Source organism: Desulfomonilaceae bacterium, assembly GCA_041662605.1.
Taxonomy (GTDB): domain Bacteria; phylum Desulfobacterota; class Desulfomonilia; order Desulfomonilales; family Desulfomonilaceae; genus CAJBEZ01.
Genome location: JBAZSD010000010.1, coordinates 1 through 13,612, shown reverse-complemented (window position 1 = coordinate 13,612; position 13,612 = coordinate 1). Strand labels below are relative to the sequence as shown.

The following is a 13,612-nucleotide window of genomic DNA, read 5'->3' as shown; positions in this document are numbered from 1 at the left end:
TGCGATATGGGGTTACATCTCTGCCCTGATCCTTGCCGCGTAATTCTGGGTTCGCTTGATTACGGCAAACGCTTCTTTCAGGGTAATTTTTTCAAGATCCGAAAGTTCGGCGGGATTGATATAATTGTGCGGCTCCGAGCCCTTTTCTATGAGTCTAAGCTGTCCTACGAGACGCAAATGCATCACAAAATTGTACGCCTCCACCAGATCAGAGCATACATCATCACTAATGAGGTTATCCTTTTGAAGCTCGGAAAGTCTGCCAAGTGTGTTAGTTTCGGTCTTTCCGTATTTCAAAGCCATCATTCGGACAAAATCCACTACAGGCGTAAGCCCCTTCAGTTTTAGGTCCAGCCTGTTTTTATGTTCGCCATCACGTTCGACGATGAAGTTCCGAAAAAAAGAAATAGGTGGCTCTATGACCAAACAATCATTTGCCAGATGCTTCAAAAAGGCTTCACTTTTTTGAGCCCGCCTTGTTATATGACTCCTCAGTTTATCCCCAATTTCCAAATCGCCGAATATAGGACGGAAATCGAAGAAAATTTTTGCGTTCAAGGTCTCCAAAGGATCTGTTGTGGCCATCCACTGATCAAAATAACCCACCCATAAAGAGTACGCTTTCCTCCATCTGCTGAATGAAGCCATCATCTCTCCCTTGCAAAGGGGGTATCCGCAGGCGGTTAGATGCTTGATAGCCTCGTTCCCAAATTTGCGGAAATAAAGCTTGGTTTCCTTGATGGTTTCCCAGTCCTCCGCGGGATCCTCGTAAATAATGGCGTTATCCTGATCCGTTTTGAACGTTTGTTCTTTGCGGCCCTCGCTGCCCATAACAATCCAGCAGAAAGGAACCGGGGCCGGACCTAACTCTTCGACCATGAGGGTCAGCAGCCTGTTGATTATCCTGTCGTTTAGAACAGCGATTACACGGGCGACGTTATCGGCTTTTGCCCCCTCTTCAATCAGGCCTCTTATGACCGAGACCGTCTTGCCGGAAAGAGAATACAGAGCTTCAATAGAATTCTGCGAGTCTATTTCCCGCATCAGGAACAGAGGAGAACTTCCCTGAGCCACAAGGATATCGTGGGCAGTGATAACCCCTGTGATTTTTTTGTCCGTTTCTACCGCAAGGTGATGAACGCCACCGGTCAGCATCTCCAGGACAGCGTCAAAACATAGGGCAGTGGCTGGGATAGTCTTTATAGGGCCTGTCATTATCTTTTCGACAGGCTCGTCGTAACTCAGTCTTTTGGCCACTACTTTGGCTGTAAGGTCTTTGTCCGTTATTATCCCTTTAACATCGCCGGATTCATCCTTTACCAACAGCGACCCGATACCAAGTTCCGACATCCGCGCGGCGGCGCTCTGTATAGAGGCTCCGACCAGAACAGATTGGGGCTCTTTGTTGATTATGTCCGCGATTTTGGATGTGAACAAAAAAATGTTTTCTTCTGAGCGTTCAGACAGATTTCTCGATCGTAGTTCAGAATAAGCCGACCCTACAAGTTTTTGGGACAGGCTTTTCAGATAATGCGCAGCAAACCCGGGATTCAGGTTTATAAGGTTCAGGAACGCATGGCGGGGGAAAAGATAGCAAAAGGTGTCCTCTACAGTCTGAACGTTCAGGTTGGCCCTGGAATCACGAATCAGGGACAAGGCCCCAAAAGAAGCGCCCTCACCTCGATAGTCCACAAGAGTCTCAGAACTGTCTGCGCCTTTTAGAAAAACACGAACCCCACCCTTTTGAATCAGGTAAAGGTCCGATACGTCGGTCTTATCCTGTTCCAGAATCAAGGTCCCCTTGGGATAAAAGGCGACTACGGCTGCCTGGGCAAGATCCTCAAGGGAAGATATGGGTAGGTCATTAAATGGGAGCGTCCCCTGCAAAAAGGAGAAGACCACATCTTTTGCGGCTCCGAAGTATCTGTCTTGTGTTGACATGGTGGCCCCTATTTGGGTTTTATTCCAAAGCGCAGATGTCGAAATTTCAACTGATCTTCGGCGGTAACACGGGATCCCACCCTGATCATCATGATGTTTTCAGCCCTCAGGGTGATGTTTGGCTCATTCGTATAAACCTCCCGAAAACCAAACCGGCTGTACAGCTTCTTCATCATGGACCGGTACTGGGCGGCGTTTAGTCCTTTCCCTTCCAGATCCCAATGCCAGGAATAACCACACATATATGATATCTTGTCTTCGAAGAAATCGTCATCCATTGTCATGCCGAGCAGCCTTTCCCCCAATTTAAGCCCTCGGAAGTTTCGGCTCACTTCGATCGCGGCCAGTTCATACATAAGGTCGCCCAATACTACCCATCTGTCATCGTGGGCCGGATAGGAGCCGACGCAGTAACCTATTACAAGATTGGGATCCGCAATTGCGACTGTAACCCTGCCGTCCTTCTGTTTCAGGAAAGTTTCGAAGGATTCCAGCTTTTGAATAATTGATGAGTAATGAGAGAATCGTCCGAGCCCGTCTTCCAGAATCATATTCTCAAAAAAGCCGGGGTGGCAAAGTCCGCACATGGTAATTGCGCCGTAAGCGCTCTCAAAAGTTTCACAGCGGCCGAAAAGATCCGGATTTGCGGCAATGTCTGCTAAGGACGTCAAAAATCGCTCCACTTGCTCTGAAGATCCCTGGACATTATTATCAGGTCTCGGTACACTCCTTTTTTGTCTTTAATATAATCTTTAAGCACCCCTTCATGTCGAAAATCCAATTTCAAGGCGGCTCCAATGGCCGCCTCTTCAACACCCGCTACAAACTCCGCAAAAAGCTTCTCTAATCCAAGATCCATCGCTGTTTTTACGCAGTCGAGAATCATCCAGCTTCCTATCTTCAAGGCGCGAAAATTAGGATGAACCATCACCCTGAGGTGAGCCACATGCCCGAGGCACGGCGCCATTGACATATGAAGCCTAAGATTGGCGATGATCTTGCCGTCTTTTTCCCGGACCGCCACGATAGGAAGAGCCCGCCTATAGTTAAGGTTTAGCAAAAACTCGTGTAATATTTTAGGATCATTTAATTTTTCCCTAAAGAACCATTGCTCCTGGTCCTGGATTTGTCCGAAGAATTCGTTGAGAGCGTTTTCGTCGGCCGGCGTCGCAGGGCGCAAAAGAACCGAATCACCGTCCTGGGTGACTATGGCCTTGGGATAATCCTTTAACATCGGTCAACTCCTGACTTTGGCTGATAATTTTGCGGCGGACACAGGTTAACAAAATAGAGGCCGTCATTCAATTGCGAGAATGAATTGACAGTAGAATAAAAAAGACCCGCGAACTCTTTTCATCAGCTCAGCGGGTCCTGACAGTCATATCAAATGAACTTTTAGTAAATTTTGTTAGTTTTAATGATATTTACCTTTTGGTACCTGGTTACGGTACGGAACTTATCCGTTCAGTATCCGGGAAATTTCCTCTCTGTCTGAATCCATTACGTATGGTATCCCTGAAATGGAGGTGGCTTCTCTCGTGAGAGACACCAGATCATCTCTTTGGACATACGATAATGAAAATTTTCTGGCCCCGGCCATCAACTGCTGCAATCCCTGTTTCAACCTGTCTACATAAGAATACAGCCCTATGGCTCCTGGCGGCAGTCTCTTGAAATCAGCGCCGAAACGTTCCTTTAGCTGGCTGGCTACAGCAAACAACCCGATATATCCTTCTTCCGGCTCTTTTCCTTCAGATTCCATTTTTTCTGCGTTCAATTTGCCGTTGGTTTTCCCGACCATCGCCGCGGTCATCAAGGCCCTGCCAAGGCATATTGCTTTAACGTAAGGAGCGCCAAGAGCCAAAGCCTTAAAAATATGATCTTCCAGAGAAAGTCCGCCGGCTATGGCTATGGGCGGTATGTACTCCCCTTTTGCTTTCAAGGTCTGACACATTTCGTAAGTTAGGCATTCCAGGTAAACAGTTGGGACTCCCCATTCGTTCATCATCCTCCATGGGCTCATCCCGGTTCCACCGCCTGCCCCATCAATTGTAAGCAAATCTATTTTCGCCTTTGAAGCGAATTTGATCGCCCTTGCCAAGTCCGCAGGTCGGTAAGCGCCTGTCTTAAGGGTCACGTACTTAGCCCCGATGTTTCGGAGACGCTCGACCTCTTCGTAGAAACCTTCTTCCGTGACCATCCCCAATCGGGAATGCCTCTCGAATTCTGAAATAGCGCCAGTTTGAAAAGCACGCTGGGCTGAGGATGTGGTTGGGTCGGGCAATACAATGTAGCCGCGTTCCTTGAGTTGTTTGGCCCGCTCCATCGTGCTAAGTTTCACTTCGCCGCCGATATCTTTCGCTCCCTGTCCCCACTTCAATTCAAAAATTTCAACACCGAGCTTCTCGATTACGTATTCAGGCACACCGAGCTTAGTATCCTCGACATTCGCCTGAACAATTACGCCGCCCTTGCCTTCATACCAGGACTTGTATGCGTTAATACGCCTCTCCATCTCGGGGGATCTCACGATCTTTCCATTTTTGAATTCAGCGTCTCGGTCCATCCCGCATATATTTTCACCGGCGACCACAATAATTCCTGAGATTGCCGCGCCTATGGCGATCTCTTCCCAGTTCATCCGCGCTATGTAGGTAGATCCGACAGCGCCGGTGAATACGGGGAAATCCATCTTGATTCCGTTTTCTGCGCCAAGGCTCGTTGAACAATCCACCGCGGGAAATGTAGCGACATCAGAATCCGCTGCCACGCCAAAGGCGCCAACGCAAGTCCCCTGGATGTTAAAATGTGAAAAATCCACAGGGTAGTCTTTGTCCGCGCCCGCTGTAATTTTACCGTAGGGTTGAGGGTAAATCACTTCTCTACCCCTCATAGCTGATCGACCTATCTCACATGGTCCCGGGCAGCCATCCAAACAGGTGACGCAAATGCCTGAATTGGGGGCCGGCTCAACCCTGGTCTTGGTTTTTGTGGCGGAACTCCGATTAGGTTTGCTGTACGACATATGTCTCCTCCAAAAATGTTGAGAGTGGAACGTCTTTCTGTTTTAATCAGAATTAGACGAGCGACTAAAGCCGCCAGAATAAAGAGGCGGGACCAATTAGTTAGTTAGGCTAATTAAATAGTCGCAAGATATTAGCTAGAATAATACGCGGTGTCAAGCAATTTGCGAATCTTTGAATGGGCCTATCTCTCGGAAGACTCACGTTTATTTTTCAATGGGATGAATCCCTACTTCGTTTCTTAGAAAGAGGTGAAGATATGAATGGCAAGCCGGTTAATTATAGCAGAATCATAATGGCCGTACAAATGAACCCTGAAGACGCAAACCCCGTTGGCAATGTCCATGGTGGGGTCATAATGAAGTACGTCGACACTGCGGCCGGAGTTGTGGCGATAAGGCACGGCCGAAAGATCGCTGTGACCGCCTCTATTGATCGTCTGGATTTTCATTTTCCGGTTTACGTCGGTGACCTGTTGATACTCAAGGCGAGCTTAAACATGGTAGGCCGCAGTTCAATGGAGGTTGGAGTTAGGGTAGAAGCTGAAAACCTTCTGACTGGAGAAGTCAGGCACACGGCGTCCGCATATCTGACTTTTGTGGCATTGGATAAAGATGGTAAGACTACGGGAGTTCCCACTCTACTTCTTGAAAATGACGATGATCATCGCAGGAACTGTGAGGCTCTGGAACGGAAGAGGATCAGAATGGAGCAGAAAGAGGTGGAGCGTTGTCGAGCGAAATAATCGTCCCAATGCTGCGACTGGAGGGATTTTGAGATGACGTATGACGGTTTGACACTGACAGGCTATTACCCGGGATCGATTGGACGGGTCGTGGAGACTCACGCTGTTTATTATCATGAACACTGGGGCTTTGATGTCTCCTTTGAGAGTCAGGTGGCGAGAGAACTTGGAGAGTTTATGGGGCGTTTTGATACCGGGAAGGATGGTTTCTGGACAGTTAGAGCCGAGGATCGCTTTCTAGGCGCAATAGCCATAGACGGCGCAAATCTGGATAATGAGGGAGCCAGACTCAGGTGGTTTATCGTGTCGAAGGATTGTCAGGGCAAAGGGATTGGAAAAATCTTGATGGATGCGGCGCTGGATTTTTGCAGAACAGTCGGTCACAACAGAGTCTATCTGTGGACCTTTCGTGGGCTGGACCCAGCGCGAAGGCTATATGAAAATGCGGGCTTCACTCTTGATCAGGAACACGACGTAACTCAATGGGGCGGCCGAATTGTCGAACAGAAGTTCGTGTTGACCATGTAGATTTTCTATAGGGAAACCGGCCTGCTAAAGCCCTGGGCTGTGTATTCGGCAATGACCTCGATTCCTATTCCACCGCGGGGACTCATCTTTCCTAGGACGCTGGCCCACCTGGGAGAACAGGCGGCGACGACATCGTCAAGAATTCGATTGGTAATTTCCTCGTGGAACATTCCAGTGTTGCGATAACTAAACAGATAAAGTTTAAGGGATTTGGACTCTATACACTTCGATTCCGGAACATATGTTATTATGATTCGGGCAAAATCAGGCTGACCGGTAATGGGACAAACACTCGTGAATTCGGGACAGTTGAACTTTATGACGTAGTCACGCCGTGGATATCTGTTCGGAAAGGTCTCCAGGCGGGTTTCATCCGGGCTGGTGGGATATTGTTGTCGACTCGACTTGAGTATGGTTAGATCTAACTCTGCGGGCTCCATCAAATGGTCCTTCAAGAATACCTTGTATTTTTTATTTGCCGGGCATGCGGGTCGTCCGGACTCTCCAAATAATATCAGGCCATCGCATGTTAGGCAAAGAAATTACCCTTGGCGGATACTTGCCCGGGAATTCGATAGTTCATGGGCTGGATCCACGTTCCAAACTCGGAGGTCTGGTTGCTCTACTGGCCATTATATTTTTGTCTCAGGGTTGGCGTAATCTGGCCGCGCCAATATTATTGGCCTTTCTATGCCTAGGGGCTACCGGTTTGGGTTGGCGCGTCTGGGAACGTGGGTTGATGAAATTCAAGTTGATGCTTTTGCTGACCTTCGCCTTGAATTTCCTGCTCAACACTGATGGTCATCCGATACTGGTGTTTGGAATTGTCACCCCATTGAGCTATGAAGGACTTTCGGAATCGATCTTCCTCACTACAAAAATCGCCTTGGTCATAGTGTTTTCATTGGCTTTAAGTTTTACCACTTTACCGTGGGATATAGTAAAGGGGCTGAGGATTGCCATGAGCCCATTAAAGCTTGTGGGGCTTTCCATTAGTGAGACATCCCTCGTATTGTTCCTCGCTTTACGTTTCGTCCCTGTTCTTCAGGAGGAGTGGCGAAGGCTGATCGAGGCTCAGGAATCAAGAGGAATAGTATTTGAGACAGGTTCGGTCGCCACAAAGGCCAAACGCATGATGTCACTTACAGTTCCTTCTTTGATCATGGCCTTTAGAAAGTCAGAGGAATTGACAGTCGCCATGAAATCGCGCGGATTTAAGGCAGGACAAGCCAGAACAGAATTCCAGCCATCGAAGTTTTCGTTCCTGGACGCTTACCTGGGCGTCGCCATTGCGCTGACAGTTTTGGGGTCAATATTAATGTGAGTTTCAGCCGTAATATTTGCCGGATTATTGAGATTTGAATTATGATTATCCCGCGCCGATTCGCGATTACAATAATTAGATATTGACCCGGGTCAACGATTATGTTTAAAGTATCGGATTGTGAACCTTTATCACTCTGATCCGAAAGGAGGGCTCGACATGGGGGTCCGAGGCTATTCATTCTCTTCCGAATCCGTCACGGAAGGTCATCCTGACAAAATCTCAGACAAAATTTCCGACGCTGTCCTCGACGCCATGATAGAGCAGGATCCTCGCTCTCGAGTCGCGTGCGAGACCCTTGTAACCACTGGACTCGCTCTGGTGGCCGGAGAAATCACCACCAAGGCAATAGTGGACATCCCGAGCGTGGTCCGTAAAACAATCGTCTCCATAGGCTATACGGACGCAGAAATGGGATTTGACGGAAATACATGCGCTGTAATGGTCACACTCGACAAACAGTCTCCAGACATTTCCATGGGCGTTACCGCAGGTGAGGGAATGTTCAAGGAGCAGGGAGCAGGCGATCAGGGGCTGATGTTTGGTTTTGCCTGCGATGAAACCCCTGAATTGATGCCAATGGCGATCAGTTACGCTCATAAACTGACATCTAAACTGACGGAAGTCCGAAAGTCCGGGAAACTTGGTTTCCTTCGACCCGACGGAAAGTCCCAGGTCACTGTCCGGTATGAAGGGGATAAGCCGGTCAAGGTTGAAACTGTTGTCATAGCCGCCCAGCACAACCCCGACGTGACTTATGACACAATCAGGGAAGGAATCATCGAAGAAGTAGTCAAGAAGGCGATTCCCGGAGAAATGCTGGCAAGCGACACCCGTTACCTGATAAACGCCACCGGTCGTTTTGTTGTGGGCGGGCCGATGGGCGACTGTGGATTGACTGGTCGTAAAATCATAGTAGACACCTATGGAGGTTACGGCGCTCATGGCGGTGGAGCCTTCTCAGGAAAGGATCCATCCAAAGTGGACAGATCAGCTTCTTACATGGCGAGATATGTCGCAAAGAATATCGTAGCCGCGGGGATAGCCTCAAGATGTCTGGTCCAGGTCGCATACGCCATCGGATATCCAGAGCCGGTTTCTTTGATGGTAAACACATACGGGACGGGAAAAATTGAGGACACAAAGTTGACGGATATCGTCAATGGGACTTTCAGCTTTAAACCCGCAGCAATTATTGATTACCTGAAACTTCTTCGCCCTGTATACGGCAAGACCGCGGCCAACGGTCATTTTGGACGTAATGATCCTGATTTCACCTGGGAGGCCACGGACAAGGCTAAAGAATTGCGGCAATCAACGCAACTGTAATCTTTGATTATTTTGACTGGGTTATGTGAGAAACTAATTCAGACGGTTACATCGTTATAAATTATTATGAGGAGTTGCAATGGATTACGATATTAAAGATATCGGCCTCGCCGAGGCCGGTAAACTAAGGATCGAGTGGGCGGAACGCAGCATGCCGGTCCTTCGGATGATAAAAGAAAGGTTCAGTAAAGAAAAACCATTATCAGGGATAGTATTGGCCGCATGCCTCCACGTTACCACAGAAACGGCCTCTCTGGTCCGGACCCTTGCCGCCGGCGGAGCCAAGGTTTACCTTTGCGCTTCAAATCCTCTCTCAACGCAGGATGATGTTGCGGCAGCTCTCGTTTCGGAAGGTTATAACGTTTTCTCGATCAAGGGTGAAGACACTGACACTTATTACAGACATATAAACGCTTGTCTTGACGTTAAACCGACCATCACGATGGATGACGGCGCTGACCTTGTCAGTAGTATCCATTCCAAGAGACAGGACCTTGTCCCTTCGATTATAGGTGGAACAGAAGAGACTACTACGGGCGTAATTCGGCTTAAAAGCATGGCCGATCGTGGAGTTCTCCTGTTCCCCGTCATCGCTGTAAATGATTCTAATACCAAGCACTTCTTCGATAACAGATATGGCACTGGCCAGAGCACGATTGACGGCATCCTGCGAGCTACTAATCGCCTATTGGCGGGCTCCTGGTTTGTTGTCAGCGGTTACGGCTGGTGCGGTAGAGGTCTCGCTTCAAGGGCCTCGGGTATGGGAGCGAGGGTAATTGTTACCGAAGTTGATCCTTTAAGGGCGTTGGAAGCCGCAATGGACGGATATGTCGTCATGCCCATGGCGGACGCTGCGCCCAAAGGTGACTTCTTCTGTACCGTAACTGGAGACCGAAGCGTCATTCGAAAGGAACATTTTGAATTGATGAAGGATGGCGCCATCGTGGCCAATTCGGGGCACTTCAATGTTGAGATTGATATAGAATCCCTTGAGAAGATGGCTGTTTCCAGAAGAATTATCAGGGACTTTGTAGAAGAATTTACCATGTCCGACGGTAGGCGGATAACTCTTCTCGGAGAAGGCCGACTAATCAATTTGGCGGCGGCCGAGGGTCATCCTTCAAGTGTCATGGATATGAGCTTCGCCAACCAGGCCCTGGCGTCCGAGTACCTTGTTCAACAGGCGTCAAAACTAACCAAGAAAGTTTACAAACTCCCGGATGATATCGACAACGAGATTGCGCGGTTAAAACTTGCGTCCATGGGAGTCAAAATAGACACTTTGACACCTGAGCAGGTGGAATATCTCAATTCCTGGGAAATGGGCACATGAGGCGATTCAACTGCGACTAAACTTCTAATTAGGCACTTTCAACGGGGCGTCAAATTGAATAGCTTGCTCGATTCAGCCAACAAGAGAACCAGGTATTCCGTACTAGTAGTAGATGATGATCCTGAAGTGGGGCAGTTCATGTTGAGTTGCGTCGAACGATTGGGTCATGATGTCGACTGGAGTAGCCATCCGTATGACGCCCTCGAACGAGTGGCCACCAAGAAATATGATCTGGTGGTCACAGATCTGAAGATGCCGGCCATGGACGGCCTCACTCTCCTTAAGCGCATTAAAGCGTTAAATGATGACACGGAAGTCATCGTGATCACCGGTTACGGGTCGGTGGAAAACGCTCTGGATTGCATAAACGGAGGGGCCGTTGACTATTTAATCAAGCCGTTTAGCGTGGAACAAATCCAGGTGGCCTTAATCAAGACGATAAGGCACATTGAACTGAAATCCCTGGCCAAAGAACGGGAACGTTATCTGGAGATGTCCTATGAAGACGCCTTGACCGGTGTTTACAACCGCAGGTTCTTTGATGAGGCGTTGAAACTCGAAATCATAAAGGCTTCAAGACAGCAGGCCCCATTTTGTCTCCTGATGATAGACGTGGATCATTTCAAGGAATTTAATGATTCATTTGGGCATCAGATGGGAGACGAGGCGCTGGTAAAAATTGCCCAGGCATTCAAGTCAGCGTGCAGAGGATATGACATAGTCACTAGATATGGCGGGGAAGAGTTTGCAATAATCTTCCCCGGCGCCGGCAAAGAAATGGCGGAGACTCTGTGTGACAGGCTTATGAATGAAATATCGACCATGGCTCGAGGATTACCCAGAACGGCCGAGTCGGGACCTCTTACTGTATCCATAGGCGTGGCGTGCTTTCCTAATGACGCAAAATCCGCCAGACAATTGATCGAACGCTCGGACATCGCTCTCTATGAAGCTAAACGAACAGGGAGGAAAAAATATAAAATTTACGGTATGTTTTGAACTAAACAACAGATCTCGCCTCCAAAAAATATAATCTATCCGATCTATTTATCTGCACATCTATCTATTTGCATTATAAATATCTTGACAGCCTGTTTCAATGTGATAATCCGACCCTTATGGACTCACGCATTCTAGAGTTCCAGCTCCAACAAGTTGTGTACGCCTTATGTACCGTAGCTGTGGAGCGTCAATAACCTTCTCCGGAGGAACAGGGTCATGAGAATTCTTAGTATAACCGTGGCGTCCTTGGTCACTTTCACTCTTTTTTTTACGGCGCCGGTTATCGCTCAGGACAACGCCGCTGAGATAGCCAGTTTGCAGAGCCAGATCTCCAGATTACAGAACTTAATGAGTCTGGGCGTTGAAGAGTTAGACCGAGTCGGCGGTCAGGGCGCGCAGGGATTTGCGCAACAGATCAGCGGCTATGAGGCTCAACTTGCGAACATCGACGCTCAGATAGTCAAACTTGACGAAGCGATTTCAAACGCGACGGAACAGCAACGCACAGGATTGACACAGTCACTTAACAATCTTCTGAGACAAAAGGCGGGAGCTGAGGCTTTTCTGGTTCAGTTGAGACTCAAGTACGACAGTGCGCTAAGTGATCTGAATCTTGAAAAATCCAAATTTACCGGGAAATATAACGAGAGCATAGACACTCTGAACAAGAAGTTGGACGATTTGATCCAGGTGAATTGTTGTATTGATGGGTCATGTACTCAAAAGTCCCGCTCCGAATGCGTCGCAGCCGGGGGAACTGAAGTAACTGATTGCGCTCAACAGTGCGCCAAAATCAATTGCTGCAAGGGCGGAACCGTCACTCTCACCAGCAGGGAACAGTGTTCCGCATCCGGGGGAAATGAAGTGAATTATCCGTCTTATGAGTGTGAGATATACAAGTGCAAAAACAAGTCTGGGGAATGCGTTGACGCTACCAGAGGCGAATGTGAGAAAAATGGTGGTGTGGTTGGAACCAAGACCGAGTGCCCACAGTGAGAAGCGACCCCGTATTTTGATAATAGAACCAACCGGTGGAGAAATTGGAATGTCTCCACCGATTGGTTCTAAATGTGATTCTAATGCCTGGTAAAATCCCTGCAGTCTCGTTGGAACTCCGCCGCAATCTCTTCTGTCAGAGATGGCTTCACTTCGAGTAAGACCTCCAGAAAAATTTCCGTATTCAAACGATAGTCCGAACCGGTCTTAAGTTCCCTTTCAAAAGCCTTTTGAGTGACTTTCTGGAACAAATATTCTATATCCGCAGGGGTAAATAGCGGCATCAAGGAGACGAGCTTGTCAATATCGACTTCACCTGAGTTCGTTTTGGACAGGTAATGCTCGAATATGGTTCTCTGTCCCTCCATGTCCAACCCACCCACGGGTATGATCAGATCAAACCGGCCCGGCCTCAACAATGCTCCATCAAGTTCGCGGATATAATTTGTCGCGCAAACGAGCAATCGCTTTCCAGGCTGTCTCTTGAATAACGGCACCTGCTTAAGGAATTCATTTGTTATTGATTTGTCGATTCGTGACGCCTGATCGCGGGTTCCCGCAATTTCTTCAAATTCATCAATGAATATCACAGCGTCTTCCATCCGACCGGCCTTTTCCATCAAGTTTTTCAGATTTTTGCCCAGGCGGTCCTGTCCGTCTGACATCAAATCGCTTGGACTCGCCTCGACAAACCACCAGTTAAGAACGCCGGCTATCGCTTTGACGAAATGCGTCTTTCCGGTTCCGGGCGGGCCAAAGAAGATTATGGTCTTTGGCGGTGTAACCCCATGTTTTTCAGCAAGATTCACTTCAGTGAGCGGGAGGATGACCCTCTTCTCTATGATTTGCTTTGGAGGTTGCGATTCTGAAATGGTGTCCCATATCGATCTATCCACCAGTTGAGCGCCCAGCTCTCTCAGGGTACTGACCCGATCTTCATCTATCTGTTTTGCGTATATGACCTCAACGTTTTCGATGTAGTCCAGACAGGCCACTTTTATGCCTGCGTCCCTGCCCAGTTTTTCGGACAGGAACCATTTGTGCTGTAAGATTTTAAGCCAAAGTTCCGACGCTATTTCCTGCTCATACTTCTGTCCACTGTAATTAAATATCTTTGATGCGCACTCGTCCGGCGCTGGAATATTCGCCACTATGTCCATGCTCTCCTCCTGAAACAGTCCGGCGGATATTGTCTTCTCAAATTTATCCGCAGGGGAAAAGGCCTTTTACATGTTACCAAAAGACATGTCAAGGCACTCGAAGTTCCAAAATCCACCACGCGATTTTGGCGGGGAGTGATTCTCGGCTTTTTCACGACCGTTGGAGGGCTAGCCTTGGTTTTTCGTCGGGTCGACAGACCCAAGACTCAACTTTTTAAGGGTCTGTATCCT

13 protein-coding genes are annotated in these 13,612 nt (G+C 48.3%); 7 read left to right on the top strand and 6 right to left on the bottom strand.

Annotation, left to right across the window (positions count from 1 at the left end):
* Window positions 1-12 precede the first annotated feature (12 nt).
* From WC647_09705 to WC647_09690, 4 genes are all read right to left on the bottom strand, one after another.
* Window positions 13-1,941 carry a DUF294 nucleotidyltransferase-like domain-containing protein gene (locus WC647_09705; GenBank protein ID MFA6222578.1) on the bottom strand — a complete coding sequence of 643 codons (1,929 nt, stop codon included), beginning with the start codon at window positions 1,939-1,941 and terminating at the stop codon, window positions 13-15.
* 8 nt (window positions 1,942-1,949) lie between these two features.
* Window positions 1,950-2,612, bottom strand: a complete 663-nt coding sequence (locus WC647_09700) for an N-acetyltransferase (GenBank protein ID MFA6222577.1) — start codon at window positions 2,610-2,612, stop codon at window positions 1,950-1,952.
* Complete coding sequence (locus tag WC647_09695; protein ID MFA6222576.1) at window positions 2,609-3,175, bottom strand: GNAT family protein; 567 nt, start codon at window positions 3,173-3,175, stop codon at window positions 2,609-2,611. Before WC647_09695 ends, WC647_09700 begins: the two co-directional genes overlap by 4 nt.
* A gap of 222 nt (window positions 3,176-3,397) precedes the next feature.
* Window positions 3,398-4,966 (bottom strand): FMN-binding glutamate synthase family protein, encoded by a 1,569-nt coding sequence (locus WC647_09690; GenBank protein MFA6222575.1) that lies wholly within the window; start codon window positions 4,964-4,966, stop codon window positions 3,398-3,400.
* 257 nt (window positions 4,967-5,223) lie between these two features.
* On the opposite strand from WC647_09690, the gene WC647_09685 reads away from it, so the two are divergent.
* A complete protein-coding gene (locus WC647_09685; GenBank protein MFA6222574.1) occupies window positions 5,224-5,709 on the top strand; it encodes an acyl-CoA thioesterase in 486 nt (161 codons plus the stop codon).
* 33 nt (window positions 5,710-5,742) lie between these two features.
* Complete coding sequence (locus WC647_09680) at window positions 5,743-6,237, top strand: GNAT family N-acetyltransferase (protein MFA6222573.1); 495 nt, start codon at window positions 5,743-5,745, stop codon at window positions 6,235-6,237.
* Window positions 6,238-6,242: 5 nt separating this feature from the next.
* On the opposite strand, the gene queF is transcribed toward WC647_09680, so the two are convergent.
* Window positions 6,243-6,677: a preQ(1) synthase gene (queF, locus tag WC647_09675; GenBank protein ID MFA6222572.1), complete on the bottom strand. Its 435-nt coding sequence runs from the start codon at window positions 6,675-6,677 to the stop codon at window positions 6,243-6,245.
* 86 nt (window positions 6,678-6,763) lie between these two features.
* Between queF and WC647_09670 the strand changes: the two genes are divergently transcribed.
* The 5 genes from WC647_09670 to WC647_09650 all read left to right on the top strand — a co-directional run bounded on the left by WC647_09670 (window position 6,764) and on the right by WC647_09650 (window position 12,221).
* Entirely contained in the window at window positions 6,764-7,561 is a 798-nt protein-coding gene (locus tag WC647_09670) for an energy-coupling factor transporter transmembrane component T (GenBank protein ID MFA6222571.1), read from the top strand.
* A gap of 159 nt (window positions 7,562-7,720) precedes the next feature.
* A complete protein-coding gene (gene metK / locus WC647_09665) occupies window positions 7,721-8,890 on the top strand; it encodes a methionine adenosyltransferase (protein ID MFA6222570.1) in 1,170 nt (389 codons plus the stop codon).
* 79 nt (window positions 8,891-8,969) lie between these two features.
* Window positions 8,970-10,223 (top strand): adenosylhomocysteinase, encoded by a 1,254-nt coding sequence (gene ahcY, locus WC647_09660; protein MFA6222569.1) that lies wholly within the window; start codon window positions 8,970-8,972, stop codon window positions 10,221-10,223.
* 54 nt (window positions 10,224-10,277) lie between these two features.
* On the top strand, window positions 10,278-11,222 hold the full coding sequence (locus tag WC647_09655) for a diguanylate cyclase (GenBank protein MFA6222568.1): 945 nt from the start codon (window positions 10,278-10,280) through the stop codon (window positions 11,220-11,222).
* Between the two features lie 219 nt (window positions 11,223-11,441).
* The gene (locus tag WC647_09650; GenBank protein MFA6222567.1) at window positions 11,442-12,221 is read left to right on the top strand and encodes a hypothetical protein; all 780 of its coding nucleotides are present in this window, start codon (window positions 11,442-11,444) and stop codon (window positions 12,219-12,221) included.
* An 80-nt stretch (window positions 12,222-12,301) separates the two neighbouring features.
* Here the strand turns inward: WC647_09650 and WC647_09645 are convergent, their stop codons facing one another.
* The gene (locus WC647_09645; GenBank protein ID MFA6222566.1) at window positions 12,302-13,381 is read right to left on the bottom strand and encodes a DUF4032 domain-containing protein; all 1,080 of its coding nucleotides are present in this window, start codon (window positions 13,379-13,381) and stop codon (window positions 12,302-12,304) included.
* Window positions 13,382-13,612 lie beyond the last annotated feature (231 nt).